At 41.5% G+C, this 17,853-nt stretch carries 10 protein-coding genes; 8 read left to right on the top strand and 2 right to left on the bottom strand.

Annotation, left to right across the window (positions count from 1 at the left end; translation table 11 throughout):
* Positions 1–11 precede the first annotated feature (11 nt).
* The 4 genes from PU629_RS03510 (at position 12) to PU629_RS03525 (ending at position 5,244) form a co-directional block, all read left to right on the top strand.
* Positions 12–1,121, top strand: a complete 1,110-nt coding sequence (locus PU629_RS03510) for an MDR/zinc-dependent alcohol dehydrogenase-like family protein (protein ID WP_275282894.1) — start codon at positions 12–14, stop codon at positions 1,119–1,121.
* A gap of 78 nt (positions 1,122–1,199) precedes the next feature.
* Entirely contained in the window at positions 1,200–2,477 is a 1,278-nt protein-coding gene (locus PU629_RS03515; protein WP_275282895.1) for an MFS transporter, read from the top strand.
* Between the two features lie 367 nt (positions 2,478–2,844).
* On the top strand, positions 2,845–4,047 hold the full coding sequence (locus tag PU629_RS03520) for a cupin domain-containing protein (protein ID WP_275282896.1): 1,203 nt from the start codon (positions 2,845–2,847) through the stop codon (positions 4,045–4,047).
* A 102-nt stretch (positions 4,048–4,149) separates the two neighbouring features.
* A complete protein-coding gene (locus tag PU629_RS03525; protein ID WP_275282897.1) occupies positions 4,150–5,244 on the top strand; it encodes a DUF4432 family protein in 1,095 nt (364 codons plus the stop codon).
* Positions 5,245–5,847: 603 nt separating this feature from the next.
* Here the strand turns inward: PU629_RS03525 and PU629_RS03530 are convergent.
* On the bottom strand, positions 5,848–6,792 hold the full coding sequence (locus tag PU629_RS03530; protein WP_275282898.1) for a GGDEF domain-containing protein: 945 nt from the start codon (positions 6,790–6,792) through the stop codon (positions 5,848–5,850).
* A 616-nt stretch (positions 6,793–7,408) separates the two neighbouring features.
* Here PU629_RS03530 and PU629_RS03535 point away from each other — a divergent pair.
* From PU629_RS03535 to PU629_RS03550, 4 genes are all read left to right on the top strand, one after another.
* Complete coding sequence (locus PU629_RS03535) at positions 7,409–8,380, top strand: HD-GYP domain-containing protein (protein WP_275282899.1); 972 nt, start codon at positions 7,409–7,411, stop codon at positions 8,378–8,380.
* Between the two features lie 740 nt (positions 8,381–9,120).
* The gene (locus PU629_RS03540) at positions 9,121–13,251 is read left to right on the top strand and encodes a cadherin-like domain-containing protein (RefSeq protein WP_275282900.1); all 4,131 of its coding nucleotides are present in this window, start codon (positions 9,121–9,123) and stop codon (positions 13,249–13,251) included.
* A gap of 15 nt (positions 13,252–13,266) precedes the next feature.
* Positions 13,267–14,331: a cohesin domain-containing protein gene (locus PU629_RS03545; RefSeq protein WP_275282901.1), complete on the top strand. Its 1,065-nt coding sequence runs from the start codon at positions 13,267–13,269 to the stop codon at positions 14,329–14,331.
* Positions 14,332–14,412: 81 nt separating this feature from the next.
* Positions 14,413–14,961, top strand: a complete 549-nt coding sequence (locus PU629_RS03550) for a sortase (RefSeq protein WP_275282902.1) — start codon at positions 14,413–14,415, stop codon at positions 14,959–14,961.
* 388 nt (positions 14,962–15,349) lie between these two features.
* Here the strand turns inward: PU629_RS03550 and PU629_RS03555 are convergent, their stop codons facing one another.
* On the bottom strand, positions 15,350–17,608 hold the full coding sequence (locus PU629_RS03555; RefSeq protein ID WP_275282903.1) for an excinuclease ABC subunit UvrA: 2,259 nt from the start codon (positions 17,606–17,608) through the stop codon (positions 15,350–15,352).
* Positions 17,609–17,853 lie beyond the last annotated feature (245 nt).

Below are 17,853 nucleotides of genomic sequence, written 5' to 3' on the forward strand. Positions count from 1 at the left end.
GGGGAGACAAAATGATGAAAACAGAATCAGATGTAAAAATAATCAAAGTTGACTATCCAGAAACTATGAAAGCAATTGTTGCTTATGCACCAAGTGACTATCGCATTGAGGAAGTTTCAACACCTAGAATTGAACATGAAAAAGAAATTATTATAAAAGTGGAAGCTTGCGGAATTTGTGCAGGTGATGTGAAGGCCTATGCAGGTGCACCGAGCTTCTGGGGAGATGAAACACAACCTGCTTATATTAAGGCGCCAATGATCCCTGGGCATGAATTTATTGGTCATGTTGTCGCTAAAGGGGAAGCGGTTACAGATTTTGAAATTGGTGATCGTGTGATTTCTGAACAAATCGTGCCTTGTTGGGAGTGCCGTTTTTGTAAACATGGTCAGTATTGGATGTGTGAGAAGCATGACCTCTATGGTTTCCAAAACAATGTAAACGGTGGCATGGCCGAGTACATGAAATTTACCAAAGAAGCAATTAACTATCGTGTACCTGATGAACTACCAATTGAAGATGCCATTTTAATTGAACCATATGCTTGCTCACTTCATGCTGTGCAACGTGCCCAAATTAGTTACGGCGATGTTGTCGTGATCTCAGGTGCTGGTACACTAGGTCTTGGAATGGTTGGGGCCGCCAAAAAGTCTGGACCAGGAAAATTAATTGTGCTGGATATGAAAGAAGATCGTTTGGAACTTGCAAAGCAGTTTGGTGCAGATATTGTTTTAAATCCAGCTAAAGTAGACGTTGTTAAGGAAATTAAAGATATGACTGATGGATACGGCTGTGATATTTACATAGAAGCCACAGGACATCCAAAATCTGTTGAACAAGGTTTAAGTATGATTCGTAAGCTTGGCCGTTTTGTAGAATTTAGTGTCTTTAAAGATCCAGTTTCTGTGGATTGGAGTATTATCAGCGACCGAAAAGAACTTGATTTACTAGGTTCTCACCTCGGACCATATTGTTATGATTTAGTTATTGAAGGTATTCAAAATGGCGATCTCCCAACGAAAGGTGTTGTGACGCATCGCTTACCACTCGAAGAATTTGAAAAGGGTTTTGAACTAATGAAAACTGGAGAGAAATCCTTAAAAGTTATTCTTGAACCTTAATTGGAAAGAGGAAATAGGTCTCTAACCTATTTCCTCAGGTTAAAGCATTTTGTATAAACCAATTGAAAGGGTGAAAAAATGAATACGCTTCCAAGTAGCGGTAATGTTTTAGATCGAATAGGAATCCCTTCTAGAATTTTTTGGGGATATTTTGGTGTCATGATTTTTATGATGGGAGATGGTCTCGAGCAGGGATGGTTAAGCCCTTACCTTATTCAACATGGTCTTTCCGTTCAACAATCTGCAACTTTATTTACTGCCTATGGCGTGACCATTGCCATTTCTTCTTGGTTTTCTGGAGTTTTAGTTGATACTTTTGGAACGAAGCGAACGATGTTAGCCGGTTTAATCTTATATATTTTAGGATCGATTGGGTTCATTAGTCTAGGTATTCAGCATTTGCACTTTGGTGTGATGATTCCAACCTATGCGTTACGTGGATTTGGCTACCCATTGTTTGCTTATTCGTTCATTGTATGGATTGCCTATAGAAGCCCTCAGAACAAATTGGGAGCAGCAGTCGGTTGGTTTTGGTTTGTTTTTACTGGTGGCTTAAATGTGCTAGGTGCGTATTATTCGATATGGGCAATCAAACATCTTGGCCATATTAATACATTATGGAGTGCGCTTGTTTGGGTCATAATTGGAGCTATTTTTGCGCTTGTGATTAACCGAGATAAACTCGAAAAAAGAACGACTGCTTCTGGCAAAGATCAAGTAAAAGAACTCGTTAAAGGGATTACCATTGTTAAACTAGAACCTAAAGTAGGTATTGCCGGTATTGTGCGTATTATTAACCAAGCAGCTCAATATGCCTTTCCTGTTTTTCTACCAACCTATATGCAAGGTTTTGGTATTAACACAAATCAGTGGCTTGGAATTTGGGGAACCATTTTTATCTCGAATATTGCATTTAATTTAATTTTTGGATTTGTTGGCGACAAATTTGGTTGGAGAAATACTGTTATGTGGTTTGGTGGCGTTGGCTGTGGGGTCTTCACCTTAATGCTTTATTATACACCGCAAATTTTCGGTGGTAACATCTGGTTAATCCAAATTGTCGGTATTCTTTGGGGAGCCTGTCTAGCGGGTTATGTGCCACTTTCTGCTTTAGTTCCTTCTCTTGTTAAAAACGAAAAAGGGGCCGCCATGTCCATTTTAAATCTTGGCGCGGGCTTATGTGTATTTGTTGGGCCAGCTATTGTCGGGATCACATATGCTTCAGTTGGGGCCCAAGGTGTAATCTGGATTCTAGCCATTCTTTATTTCATAGGGTCTATTCTGACTAAGTTCGTTACACTTCCTAATAATGCGAAGACAGTGGAAATTTCTGCCGCAGAACGGCTTGCTCACTAATTAGCAAAAATACAAGATAAAAATAAACCAGTTCTTGGCAGAGCGTGGAGCTAAGCTGGTTTTTTTTTTTTTTATTCTGATGATCAAAGATTCAAATATGCTTTGGATATTTAAGGTTATGTATTAATTGAGTCAATTTCAATTTCCCAAGTATCAGCTGTAGTCCAACAGTATATAGTCTGAGAATGCTTTTGATCTACTATATGTTATACCCTTTTCAATGTAGAGTCCTATTGGCAATATGTTCAAACAAATTATATGGCACGAGACTTCCTTGTTTTTAACCCATCTGAAAGAGTAGCTTCCAAGGATTGATAAAACAATAATGTATCTTTTACTTAAAAAACTATGTAGGGGAGTAATAGAAATGTCCAAAGAACTCATTTATCAAGCACTTGAAGAAGGAGAAGGCATTTTAAATTTAGTTCCCAACTTCGTACCTCGCCGTTTTGGGGAAGCTGGATTTCGTTTACGGTTACATCCAGATGACTATTATCCTTATGGACTAAAAAGGGGAGCTATTAAAGAAAGATGGTTCTCTTCCGTAGTGAATTGCATAAATGGTGATGATGCACCTGAGGATGAGGGGCTAAGTTATGTAGCATTACTCAGTGATTCCAGTAAGAGATTTTTATTTAAGGAAGCCGTTGAGGTTTTGGGAGCGCAACTAATTGGTAAGGAATTGTACCAAAAACATGGAACATGGCCAATGTTTGCGAAGTTCTTTGATTTCAAAACGCCACTTTTTCACCATATCCACCTTATGCAGCATCATGCAGATCTTGTTGGGAAAATGGCAAAACCTGAAGCCTATTATTTCCCTTTCCAACTAAATAGTTATTCAGGTGAAGTGCCTGTTACCTATTTTGGATTTGATCCAAGTGTTACGAAGGAAGAGGTTAAAGAAAGATTATTGCAATTTGAGGAAACGGATAATCGGATTACAGAGCTTTCTCGCGCCTTTAGAATTCAACTGGGAACTGGCTGGTATGTTCCTGCTGGAGTGGTTCATGCACCAGGCTCTTTATTAACCTATGAACCTCAATTGAACAGTGATGTAAATGCTGTAGTAGAAAATGTCGTAGCTGCTGACCACTATCCGTACGACTTTTTAGTAGAAAATGTTCCTGAAGAGAAAAAACGTGATATTGACTTTATCATGAGTTTAATGGATTGGGAGAAGAATATTGATCCAGAGTTTAGAAAACACTATTTTAGACCGCCATTGCATGCGGCTGGTGAAGAGGGAATCTATGAAGAAAAGTGGATTTCTTATGGAAATGAATATATAGCTGCAAAAGAGTTGACCATTCAACCTTGCCAAACTGTGTCTATTAAAGACAGCACAGCCTATGGATGCATTTTAATCCAAGGACATGGGAAATTTGGTGTCTATAATGCGGAAGCTGCCCATATGATTCGCTTTGGTCAAATGACTGCTGATGAATTTTTTGTTAGTGAGGATAGAGCTAAAGACGGTGTCGTAATATCAAACCATAGCATAAGTGAACCACTGGTCATTCTAAAGCACTTTTCTGCTTCGACTAATAAAGAGGTGCCTCAATTATAAAAAATCAATAAAGCTTTTAATTAAAACAGTTAATCGTAAAAAAATTGATTAACTGTTTTAATTCTTTTAAGGAAATAGAATTTAGTATCGGTGGTGTACATATTGGATTTGTATGGAAGAAAGTGGTCAAGACGAGAAATTGAGAAGCATGTTGGAAGATTAGATCAAATCGGTGGGCTTCGACGAATGATATATAAAGAAGGACCGGAGGAAGGAGTGGAGCTCATTCAGGTTAGAACAGGAGGGGGGCTGACTTTCTACATTTCTCCGACACGTGGTATGGATATTTCACTGGAGGAATTTATGGGTTTTCCGATAAGCTGGCAATCCGCTAATGGCGATATCCATCCCTCCTACTATGATGCCCGAGGTTCTGAATGGTCAAGAACGGCAACTGGTGGGTTATTGATGACATGTGGTTTAACTCAAGTTGGAACATCAACCATTGATAATGGTGTGGAGCTGGGGCTACATGGACGGGCTCATCATATTGCTGCTAGACAGATAACAGCTGAAGGAAACTGGGTAGATAATGAATATGTGATGAAAGTAAAAGGAATAGTAGAGGAAACAACAGCGTTTGGAGACTATTTAAGATTGACCCGTGAATACAAAATTTTGCTTGGGAAAAATATAATTTATCTCAATGATACTGTTGAAAATTTAGGATTTTCACCAAGCCCTCATATGATCCTATACCACTTTAATTTTGGTTTTCCCTTTATAAATAAACTAACTAACTTCTCATTTCCGTCAACTAAAATTACTTCACGGGATCAAGGCGTTTCGACTGAAGGTTACGACCAATGGGGGGATCCGGAAATAGGTTACCAAGAAAAGGTCTACTACCATGAGAACCTTAACTCATATGAAATTATAAATGGGAAAAGAATGACAACTGTTTCAATTGCGAATCCTAACTTTCCTAGCCCTCATACTAAAGGTAACTGTCCATTAAAATTAGAACTATCATGGGATGCAGATCATTTACCGCTCTTTACACAATGGAAAATGAATGGGGCAGGTACAAATGTGCTAGGAATTGAGCCTGGCAACTGTCATGTTGAAGGGAGAAAAGCCGAAAGAGAAAATGGAACATTGATTGTGTTGGAACCTGGTAAATCGTTAACATATCCTTTTAGAATCGAGCTTGGAACGGCGCCTGTCACCTCTCGAATTTTGCCCAATCAGCCTTGAACCAAGATGAATGGTATTTCTGGGTTTTTAGGAAGATTTTAACAATATTTGGTGAAATGATCCTATTAAGTTATTAGTTGGGTTGTTTCACATAGAAAGCGCGCATCGTGTTCAGTCACATGTGCGCTCTATACATTTATGGGATCTGTTTTATTTTTCTAAGGTCTTAGAGCATTTTGTGGTAAATTAGAATGAGGGTGTTTCCGAAAGCGGGAACTTAATGTCAGGCTAGCGGAATAATTAATCGAGTCGATGACTATCTTGGATAACAGAGTGTTTGTTTTTTAAAGAAGGATTCGACCGAGTGCCGCGCATCATTCGGAGGCACTGATTCATTTAAAAAGTAACTTAGCGGAGGCATTATGCTAAAGGATTTCATCGAATTAGAATTTGGTCTTATAGTGGTGGTATTAATCACTTTATTCATATCGATCTTCACAGGAAAGTTCAAGTTTTTCATCTTCGTTCTCTTACTATTCATCCTCGTTAGTTTAATTTTTGTCCTCTACCTGTACCACTCCACCTACACACCGCTTTGAAACGGGGGGACGGTCCCCGTGTCCCACCACGACAAAGTGGAACGGAAGAACCGTCCCCGTGTTCCTATTTATTGATCAATTTGTTTCGGTATAGTCGTTTATCGGCGATGGTGTAGCATTCGTCCCAGGTGTGGCCGTCTCTGTTCCAAACGGCAAAGCCCACACTAATGCTATACCCATTTGAATCTGGGAATAAATTCGTTATGCGCTGCGCAAAAAGTTGGGGATCCCGAAGTTGGGTTTCCATGACAAGAACAAATTCATCGCCGCCGAGACGACCGACCAAATCAGATGAACGAACATGGTTCTTCAAGGTTTGGGCCACTTCAATCAAGGTTTTATCGCCTTCTAGGTGACCATAGCTATCATTGATGTGTTTAAAGTTATCAATATCAATGACCCCTATCATGACATGGTTTCCGTTCGTTTTGGCATTGGCAAGAAGAGATTGAGCCCGATCAAAAATGCCTCTTCGGTTTAACACACCTGTCAGTGAATCGTAACGGCTAAGCTCATCGGCCGTACGCCAAGCCAATAGCATATCGATAATGAGGGAAAGTTGCTTTACACAGAGAGAAATAACACTTTCATCTATATAGTCTTTATAGGTCGAACGCACGAGTATTAGCAATCCCACTGTTTGACCACGCGATGGGAGTTCCCAAATGCCGATTTGCTTGGAGTTTGATTGGACGACAAATGGAACATCTTGAACATCGAGCCATTTCCCACCATGTTCCTGGACAAATATATCTAATTCCTGCTTATTTGCATCTAGCATTGATTGTAATAAATCATCCAAGCCTTCGAATTTTCCCCATGGGTTATAGATCTTAAAAGGTTCAGATGCAGAAGGAAGTCGCTTTTTATAAACAAAGAAACCCGAATCCATTTGGAATAAGTCTCTAAATAATTCTGAGGCCTTTTGAAACACCTCACGTCCTCGTTTTAACTGTGACCATTCACTTGTTTCAGAGATAAAATGAGCTAATCGTTCATCATTCATCATTAAAGTTTCCTTCCTCTATAAGGCACTCTTCATTCATAAAGTAACTATCTATCAAAGTCAATCCGCTAATTATTGGAAGCTACTATTTGAAACGCGGGGACGGTTCTCGCGTTTCATCCGAAAATCAAAGAAGTTGAAATGGTTATTTCTAAGACAATCCCGAAAAGAAGATTAATAGAACAAACGTAACGAACATCAGGAGCTTGCCCCTCCTATACATTATTCGGTTCTAGCCTGTTCTATGAGGACAAATGTTGTGGTGAATTTTTATAAGATTTAAGAAGAAACCTTTAATGATGATACAAATAAACTCTAAACATAAACGTATCTCTAGGATACATTTATAATAAACAAACTTAAATACTTCCTTAGACTTAATTTTATCATAAAAATTACCAATTTTGGAATACAGGGACGGTTGTCGCGTTCCACTCGTGGGACGAGGGGACGGATCTCCCAGTTCGTTCGGAAATCGAAAGAAATTGAAACAGGGTAGGGGGCTTACGTGTGACCTGTTCGCACTACAACTCAATTGTAATAATTATAAGATTTTTCAGCCCCCCTACTTTTCTGTCATTTTGTGTAATAAAATGTAAGTCTAAGAGGAGGGATACACTTGGTTGACAGGGTTAACAACACTTTATCCAAATATTTAGTTCATCAGAGTCCGTATCTAAGTCCGACAATTAGCTTTTTTATTAAATACCGCTATCTTTTTTTCATCATATCTGTAATTGGAATCTGGTTTGATAAAAATGTGTCGAGTTCAATAGGCATTTATAGTTTAATCATGGTATTTTTTGGACTCGTGTATCCCCATCTTTGGCAAGGAATTCATCAAAGCTTCTTGGCAACCCTTCTTAGGTTCTATCATGGGCCAGAGGGATTTCCTGGTATTGATATATTTCTGTTTCAATGGTTAAGTTATTTGGCTATTTGGTTTGCGGTTTCATCACTGGTAAAGAAAAATAGTGAGCAAAAGGATAGACTCATAAGCATTACCACATCTTTTGCAGCGGTATTGGATGCAAGGGATAAATATACCGCCTTTCACTCTGAAAATGTGGCCAGGCTCTCTGTCATGATTGCTAAAGAATTGGGACTGCCAGACAAAGAGTGTAACCAAATTAAACTCGGGGCACATTTGCACGATATCGGGAAAATTGGCATCCCCGAGCATATCTTAAATAATCCCTCAAAACTCACCGAAGAAGACTACGAAATTATAAAAACCCATCCGATCCTTGGGTATAACTTTATAAAGGAATTAAAAGTATTTGAAAAACAGGGGGTTTTTGACGCCATTTTATACCATCATGAAAGGGAAGATGGGACCGGCTACCCTGAAGGCTTAACAAGCGGAGAAATTCCGCAGATAGCTAAAATCATTGCCGTTGCCGATTCATTTGATGCCATGACCTCAAGAAGAATCTATAGAAAAGAAAACAGCTTCGACTTTGCCGTCAATGAAATTATCAAGAATAAAGGCAACTGGTATGACACCCAAGTCGTCAATGCCTTTGAGCGAATCATCGAACGTGAAGGTGAGCGTCTCATAGCCGAAACAGGGGGACACTTCTCGCGTTAGGAAACAGGGGGACGGTTCTCGCGTTTCATGTAATCAAACGAAGAGGGCCCATTTGTTGTCATCAATAGAAACCTTTGTACATGGGAACAATTGGAACACAAGGTAAGAGCGTTTGAAAGATGTCAGATTCAAATGAAGCTTTAGGATCAAACAGATGAGGTGGGGGTATCCGCCTGGTGCCTGTTCGATTTGGAGTTGTTTTTTAGAAAATAGGTGTATTTTTGGCTGAGCAATGAGCTGATTGCATAAGTCGAAATTGACGCGTCCTCCTAAGGCAAGCGCAATGTGGAGTACCGTCTCTCACCGCAATATATAACGCACAAAAGACGTCATTCAGGGCGTCTTTTTACTTGTCATAGGGGCGGTGCCTGTCACCATCCGAATTAGGGTTGTTCCTTTATTCAACTATGATTATTTCTTTTGTATTCGTGTGTTGATGAAGACATGTGGGGCGTTTCCCTTTCTTTTACAGAATAGGGAAAGATGTTTTTTTTGTAGAACTATGTAAAAAAATCTATTATTTTGTCGGTGGATTTGGTAATCTATATAAGCTATTTGATAATTTATGGGGAGGAATGGGGAATATGGCTAGATAACCAGTCATTTCATCTTGCTTTTATAGATATAACGTTTTTGAGAAAGTGTTTCATTGATCGTCTCATACTTAAAGATGGACTAAATGAAAGAGCCTTCTTGGTTGTACTTATTTAACAAATGCCTAATTAAATGGAGGGGTTTATTTGAGTGGTGTTGCTCGTGGTATTTTCCCAATAGTGAGAAAAGTGAAAAATATCCCGTTGCTCATCACTGTTTTGATGATCGTTTTTATGGCGTATTCTTCTGTCACCAAAGCTGATTCTTTAGATAATCAGAAAGTTGTATTTGGGAATGGTGCTGACTGGATGAAATCTGGAACTGCGCTTAATGGAGATACACTAACGATTGATTTAGGCAGTCGCTTTTCCTATCTTGACCAAGGCTCTATTCAGTTAGAGGCCGAAACGCAAGGAAACGTAACTGCAACAGTGAATGGGTTAACCTTACAAATTACGATTCAAGATTTTGGTGAGTCAACAATAAAAGTCAAAGCAGTCGATAAAAATGGGAAAACAGAACAAGATCAGTTTCAATTGAATGTCACCAAAACCGGTGATATCAATGGGGATGGAATCATTAATCCTTCTGACGCACTTTATATTTACCAAGTGACAAGCGGAAAGATTTCCTTAAGCCCTGAACAGTTGAAACTGCTCGATATAGATGGAGACGGCAAAGTGACGAATGCCGATGCCAGCCTCTTGATGACGAAATATGTGGGTAAGCAAACAGACACAAATGTTAGTGAAGGCAATAATTTCTTTGTGACACTAACCGATGTCAATGATGCACCGATAGCGAATGATGATCAGTATTCGGTTGATGAAGATCATACCCTACAAATTGATACCGATCATGGCGTTTTAGCGAATGATGAGGATGTCGAAAAAGATACGTTAACAGCTCATAAGGTAAGTGATCCTTCTCATGGTTCCTTAACATTAAACGCAGACGGTTCGTTCAGTTATACACCTGATGCCAACTATAATGGGAAAGATACCTTTACCTACAAAGCAAATGATGGGGACTTGGATTCTGAGGAACAGACAGTAACGATTGACGTTAAATCGGTCAATGATGCTCCCGTTGCAAAAGCAGATAGCTTTATGGTCAATGAGGATGAAACCCTGACTGTTCAAGCAACTTCTTCTATTCTCGCCAATGACACGGACGTGGAAAACGATCCTCTCACAGCTGTTCTGGTAAACGGTCCTTCACATGGTACCTTATCCTTAAATCCAGATGGAACGTTTAGTTATACGCCGAACGCGAATTACAATGGGAAAGATACATTCACTTACAAAGCCAATGACGGTGAGCTCAATTCCGCTGAACAAACGGTAACCATTGATGTGAAACCAGTCAATGATGCGCCAATTGCCAAAGCAGACAGCTACACAGTCAATGAAGATGAAACACTTAATGTAAAGTCAGATGCGAGCCTTCTTGCAAATGACTCAGATGTCGATGGCGACAGCTTAACAGCCATTAAAGTAAGCGGCCCATCACACGGTACATTAAGCCTGAACGCAGACGGCACGTTCAGTTATACACCGGACGCTAATTATAACGGAAAAGATGCCTTCACTTATAAAGCCAATGATGGTGTGCTGAACTCCGATGTACAAACGGTGACCATTGATGTGAAATCAGTCAATGATGCGCCCGTCGCAAAAGCAGACAGCTACTCGGTTAACGAGGATGAAACATTGGCAGTAGATACTAATATTCTTGCCAACGATACGGATGTGGATGGCGATACGCTAAAATCTATTTTGGTAGACAGCCCTTCCCACGGAACTTTGGCCTTAAACTTAGATGGCACCTTTAGTTATACGCCAGATGCGAACTACAACGGAAAAGATACGTTCACTTATAAAGCCTATGACGGAGATCTCTACTCCAATAAGCAAACGGTAACCATTGACGTGAAACCCGTCAATGATGCGCCCGTCGCCAAAGCAGACAGCTATACGGTGAATGAAGATGAAACGTTAAATGTAAAGTCAGACTCTAGTATTCTTGCAAACGACTCAGATGTGGATGGTGACAGCTTAACAGCCATTAAAGTGAGCGGACCTTCCCACGGTACCCTAACTTGTAACGCAGACGGCACCTTCAGCTATACACCGGACGCTAACTATAACGGAAAAGATACGTTCACTTATAAAGCCAATGACGGTGTGCTGAACTCCGATGTACAAACGGTGACCATTGATGTCAAACCGGTCGATGATGCCCCAGTCGCAAAAGCAGACAGTTACTCGGTTAATGAGGATGAAACACTTAATGTAACGGAGGATACGAGTATTCTCGCCAATGACACCGATGTTGATAGCCCCACTTTAACGGCTATTTTGGTAAGTGGTCCCTCACATGGTACTTTAAGTCTAAACGCTAATGGCACATTCAGTTATATACCGGGTGCCAACTATAACGGAAAAGATACGTTTACCTATAAAGCCAATGACGGGGAACTTAATTCCGATGTGCAGACGGTAACCATTAATGTGAAACCAGTCAATGATGCGCCAGTTGCCAAAGCAGACAGCTATACGGTGAATGAAGATGAAACACTTAATGTAAAGTCAGACTCTAGTATTCTTGCAAACGACACAGATGTCGATGGCGACAGCTTAACAGCTATTAAAGTGAACGGGCCATCCCACGGAACTCTAACCTTTAATACAGATGGGACGTTCAGTTATACACCGTCCGCTAACTATAACGGAAACGATTCGTTTACCTATAAAGCCTTTGATGGGAATCTTTATTCCGAAGAGCAGACGGTAACCATTGATGTGAAACCAGTTAATGACCCGCCTGTTGCTGATCGTGTTTCCTTAAGTGGGAATACAGAAGTCGGAAGTACTTTAACGGGACATTATACTTACTCAGATATAGAAAATGACCCAGAAGGTACGTCCACCTATCAATGGTATCGAAGTGCCAATTCTGATGGAGTCGGTAAAGTCGCCATCTCAGGAGCGAATTCGATCGACTATACGCTTCAAGATGCTGATTTAGGCCAATACGTATTCTTTGCCGTCACACCAGTTGCGGCAACGGGTGCGCAAACGACTCAAGAGTATCTAAGTGGAGCAAGTGATCCGATAAAGCCGAAAGATATCACGCCGCCGACAGTGAATTCAGTCAGTCCAGCTAACCAAGCAACGGATGTTTCAACGACGGATGATCTTGTCGCAACGTTTAGCGAAAATGTCGTTGCCCAGAACGGTACCATTGCTATTCATAAGACAAGTGATGACTCTATCGTTGAATCCTTTAAAGCCAATGATACGGATCATGTGGTGGTTGACGCTAATAAAGTGACGATCAAACATTCAGACTTAGAACAAGGTGTAAGCTATTATGTCACGATTGATAAGAATGCCTTTACGGACATGAGCGGCAATGCTTTTGCTGGTCTAAGTGATCCAACAGACTGGACCTTTAAAACGGTTGTTCCAGTTACCTTAGCAGCAGATCCTTTAATACCAATGTCCGAAGATGATTTGAAAGATGGCAGCGGCAGTTATATCACCTTGCAATTAGATGGAGATTCTTTTAACGCGGGGATTTCTGCATCTGATTTCGTTTTGAACAATGCTCCTTCAGGGGTTAGTATCTTGGATGTCTATTATTTAGGCGATGGTTCGGCCGGTGTGTTTTTGGGCTATGACGGAACGGACTTTGACCAAAATATAACGAATTTCTCAGTGACAGCCAAAGCCTCTGCCACGAACAGTGGTCAAGAAGTCACGTCCAATCCGTTAACCATTACGGCTGATATTGAACCGCCTAGTGCTTATTTCTCACAATACGTGGATGGTGGAAATGGGGAAATTGCTTTTCAAATTAAGTCGTTTCCAGGGGATACAACGGGTTATACAATAGATATCTATAAGTGGATGAAAGCTACAAACAAAAAGTCAATAGAAACACTACCGGTTGATTATATGGTTGCTGGCCAACCGTATATTGTTATCGACTCTATATTCTACGACTTCTTTGATGTTACTCCTGCCCAATATTATAATGTGGATGATATGATATATGACCCCAATAACTATACGCTTAACGCAATAGTTTTAAAGAGAAATGGGGTAATAGTGGATGTTCTTGGAAATCCAAATAGTAATGGTCCGGATCAATTTTTGCCTGATGGCGGGACCTTGGTCAGAAACCCTAATTTAATTCATGGAAATACGATGTTTGTCAATGGTGAATGGCAGACATATCCTAAGGGGACCTATCAGTATATTGGACAATGAGAGAGAGGTTAATATATGAAACTAGCAGTGAATGTAATAAAACTCATGGCATTAGCCTTGCTCGTCGCTGTCCTTGTGCACCCTTTGAAATCTGAGGCGGCAGTGAACACATCAGCCCCTGATCTAACCATGACCATTGGGAATGTGAAAGGATATGTCGGCGATACCGTTGATGTCCCTGTCAAGATCAATAAGCCAAACAAGGGGATTGCGGCTTACGGAGTTGAACTTAATTATGACTCATCGGCTCTTGAAGTTGTGGGGATAAAAGAGGGATATGGCAGCGGGGACACCGCTGCTTGCTCCCAAAACAAGGAAGGCTGTTTCTGGTCATCTTATGATAATTCAAAAGGGTATTTGCGGACGGCATGGGCAGATACAACCGCGGGTGATCATCCGATTACAGAAACAACCACTCTTTTTACGGTAGAGTTTAAGATTAAGGATGGCAAAAAATTAGGAGCTAATCCTTTAACAGTCGATTCCTCTAATAAAGAATCGTTAAGTTTTTCGGATGTATCGAACCATCCTCTTAATGTTGAGGTGGAAAATGGTCAATTGACAACGGCAAAATCAAGCAACGCCGATCTATCAAGCCTCCAGTTAAGTAATGGTAAGCTAACTCCTGCTTTCTCAAAGACTGTTGACACCTACAAGGCGTCAGTAGCCCATTCGGTCGATTCTATCTCGATTGCGACAAAGGCGGAGGATGCCCATTCAACTGTTACTATTAATGGTAAGCCTGCTACTGATCAGTATTCTTTGGAAACAGGGGACAACACATTTAAAATTAATGTACAGGCCCAAGATGGAACATCCAAAGATTATACAATTAAAGTGACGAGAGAAAAGGATCAGACCACAGTTAATAATCAGACCGATTCCGGTAAGGGGACCCATGCTAGTACTGGAACGAGTCAAACCGATTCCAGTAATGGGACCCATGTTAAGACCTTGCCAAAAACAGGGGATGATTCTTATATTGATCGCTATTTAAATATAGGGATAGGTGCTGTAACAGCGGCTATTCTGATCACTCTAGTCATCTACTATCGAAAAAAGCGCATGACTCAAGATTAAAAGTAGAAAGTAAGGAAAAATACTAGTAGAGGGGCACTTGAGTGAGACTGTGCCTCTCTACTTTTCTAGTAGGTAGAGAAAATGAAAAAAACGGTTTCGATTATTATAACTGTATTGGTTTTAATATTGGCTGTATTGGTGTACTGGCGTCTTCATCGGATATATGAAGACAGGGTTAATCATTCGATAAGGATGAAACTCGAAAAACAGTTTGATACAGCTATTCAAACAAAAACGATCCCCAAGAACACCGATATGATTGGGGAAATCAAGATTCCTTCCTTATCCATTAATTATGTTATCCTGAACAAAACAACAGATAAGAATTTGGCAATATCCATCACTAAGCTAGCGGGACCAGCGATCAATCAAAAGGGTAATTTGGTATTAGCGGGGCATGATATGAAAAATGGCGACTTCTTTGGGAAGCTAAAAGGGATAAAAATCTCAGATAAAATTATCATAGAGGATCTAGCCGGACATAAGAAAACCTATCATGTCATCAAAAAATATAGCGTCAAAGATACAGACACTGCCCCGCTTAATCAAGATACAAAAGGCCAAACCCTACTCACCTTGCTAACATGCACCTATCTACCCAGCGACCGCCTCGTCGTTCTAGCTAAGTGAAACACGGGGACGGTTCTTCCGTTTCATTCAGACCAGACTCTGCGTGCCTCTCCAGACTTTGGAGCTGAGAAGAGACAGGTTCGTACAATTTTGGCACTAAAAGACTGATTGTTTAATCGGTCTTTTTTTTATGATACGGAATGAGGCATTTACTACGTAAGAGGTGTCTACGTAATTTGGACCTAAAGATAACTAAGATAAGACGCTCTTCCTGACGTGGAAGAGCGCCCAATTATTGATGGAATAGTAGGATGGGTTAAATACGAAAAGACGAGCATTTAGAATGCAATCGTCTTATAGATGGATAATTTCGTTGTCCTGTTAAATGCCCGTTTCTTAAGGTAAGGCTGCCGATTCTACTGGCAGCCCTAGTTTCATATACGTAAGTTCACCCATTGAGATGTTGCATCAAGTATTGTCCTGTTTTCGACTGCTCCGCATGGATGATCATCGAAGGCGTGCCCTCGAAGATCACCTGGCCGCCTTTGCTGCCCCCGTCTGGTCCCATGTCAATGATCCAATCAGCTTGACTGATCACATCAAGGTTGTGCTCGATCACAATCACCGTATTGCCTTCGTCCACAAGTCGGTTCATGATCTCGAGGAGGTGACTGATATCTGACATGTGCAGACCGGTCGTAGGCTCGTCCATCACGTAGATGCTCCCTTTCTTATGCAGTTCACTTGCTAGCTTGATACGCTGACATTCCCCGCCTGAGAGCGTACTGAGCGGCTGGCCCAGTGTTAGATAATCGAGCCCCACATCCTTCATTGCCTGGAGCTTCTTCACAACCGCTTTTAATTGAAAAAAGTTTAGGGATTCTTCGACAGTCATTTCTAACACGTCTGCAATGGACTTACCGTTGAGCTTGTAGGCGAGCACCTCTTCCTTGAACCTTTTTCCTCCGCATACTTCACATGGCACCTCCACACTGTCGAGGTAGGCCAAGTCTATAGACACAACGCCAAGTCCGTGGCAGTTCTCGCAAGCCCCCTTGGAGTTGAAGCTGAATAGACTTGCGTTGACTTTGTTCGCGGAAGCAAATGCTTTTCGTACATCATCCATCATGCCCGTATAGGTCGCGGGATTTGACCGAGTGGATACCCCTACTGCCGATTGGTCGATGATGATGGCATCTGGATGTTGGCTGAGGAACACTTCATTTATTAATGTACTCTTGCCCGATCCGGCGACACCGGTAACGACGGTCAGCGCACCGGTTGGAATATCTACAGAAACGTTCTGCAGGTTATGCAGTGAAGCATCTTGGACAGACAAGTTGCCAGTTGGTTGTCTGCATTCATGCTTCAGCTGAAGCGGCCGATTCATATAGTTGCCTGTCAGTGTGTCTGACGAAAGCAGACCTTCATAACTTCCTTCATAGACGATGGTACCGCCTCGGCTCCCGGCGTAGGGTCCGACATCAACAATGTGATCCGCCACCTTGATGACATCGGGATCATGCTCGACGACAATCACCGTATTACCCTTGTCGCGCAGGTTTTGAAGCACTCCATTTAACCGGTGCACGTCACGAGGATGCAAGCCAACGCTTGGCTCATCGAAGATATAAGTGACATCCACCAGACTGCCGCTCAGGTGCTTCACCATCTTAACGCGCTGCGATTCACCGCCGGACAATGTATCTGTCTCACGGTCCAGAGTTAAGTAGTCAAGTCCGATATCAACCAAATGCTGCAGCCGATCGATCAGTGGTTTGACGACAGGCGCGGCCGCCGCCTCATCAATCTCCTGAATGACACGGATAAGCTGTCCGACCTCCATAGAGGACAGCTCAGCAATGTTGCGCCCATTAATTCTGCAGTTAAGCGCAGCTTGACTGAGTCTCGCACCAAGACAGCTGGGGCAGAGTCCTTCTGAGATGAACGGCGCGACCGTTTGTTGTGTACGCTCTGAATACGCCTTCAGGTCCTTTTTAATGTATTTATTGGTGAACTTTTCGATAACGCCTTCCACGGTAAGATTCACTGTCTTCCCGCCAAAATTCGTAGGTACTTTTCTCGCCTTACTATATAGTAGTTGCTCCAGTTCCTCTGCGGAAAAATCACTTAACTTTTTATCGAGATCGAAGCCCAAGTTCACGAGCATATTCATTTCCATACTATTCGCTCCATATCCGGGCAGCCTGATTGCTCCTTCATTCAAGGACTTTGACATGTCCAAAGCCCTACTCATGTCGACTCGCATCCTGCGGCCGGTCCCATTGCATTCCGGACACATACCTAGAGGGTCGTTAAACGAAAACATAGAAGCAGGACCGACATAGGGACGCCCCACTCGGGAGTAGAGAAGACGAAGAAGAGGGGAGATATCGGTAATTGTGCCCATCGTGGAATGAGAACCGCCGCCCAAGCGTTTCTGGTCAACGATAACCGCCATGCTAAGATTTTCAATGGCGTCTGCATCCGGTTGTGGAACGCGTGGCAGAAAGTTACGGACGAACGTACTGAAGTTTTCGTTCAGCAGACGCTGAGATTCAGCGGCAATCGTATCGAAAACGATCGACGATTTGCCAGAACCGGACACACCGGTAAAAATAGTGATCGTGCGCTTGGGAATACGCAAAGAGACATTTTTAAGGTTGTTTTCTCGGGCACCGCGGATTTCTATAAATTCTTGGGTCATATGATAGCTTCCTTTACTCTTTTTAGATCTTTATCAAATGAAACGCCACTTAGGAGATTGATATCCCGTTTTTAATACAATGGATTCTCTTATTGCCTATATTTTTATACTAGCACAACACCTGGGAGTTATGATTCTTATCTTTTCTGAGGGAGTACCTGAATCCTTTGTACCGTACACATTGTATTGAGTGAACATGTAACTGACAAACTCATGCGTATTTTTCAGCTATCTTGGACTGCTTA

Source organism: Pullulanibacillus sp. KACC 23026, from assembly GCF_029094525.1.
Lineage (GTDB): Bacteria > Bacillota > Bacilli > Bacillales > Sporolactobacillaceae > KACC-23026.

What these genes read in the sequence shown, in the direction of transcription:
- PU629_RS03510 (WP_275282894.1), top strand. Translation starts at nt 12, where the DNA reads ATGATGAAAACAGAATCAGATGTAAAAATAATCAAAGTTGACTATCCA.
- PU629_RS03550 (WP_275282902.1), top strand. Translation starts at nt 14,413, where the DNA reads ATGAAAAAAACGGTTTCGATTATTATAACTGTATTGGTTTTAATATTG.
- PU629_RS03545 (WP_275282901.1), top strand. Translation starts at nt 13,267, where the DNA reads ATGAAACTAGCAGTGAATGTAATAAAACTCATGGCATTAGCCTTGCTC.
- PU629_RS03555 (WP_275282903.1), bottom strand. Translation starts at nt 17,608, where the DNA reads ATGACCCAAGAATTTATAGAAATCCGCGGTGCCCGAGAAAACAACCTT.
- PU629_RS03520 (WP_275282896.1), top strand. Translation starts at nt 2,845, where the DNA reads ATGTCCAAAGAACTCATTTATCAAGCACTTGAAGAAGGAGAAGGCATT.
- PU629_RS03515 (WP_275282895.1), top strand. Translation starts at nt 1,200, where the DNA reads ATGAATACGCTTCCAAGTAGCGGTAATGTTTTAGATCGAATAGGAATC.
- PU629_RS03530 (WP_275282898.1), bottom strand. Translation starts at nt 6,792, where the DNA reads ATGATGAATGATGAACGATTAGCTCATTTTATCTCTGAAACAAGTGAA.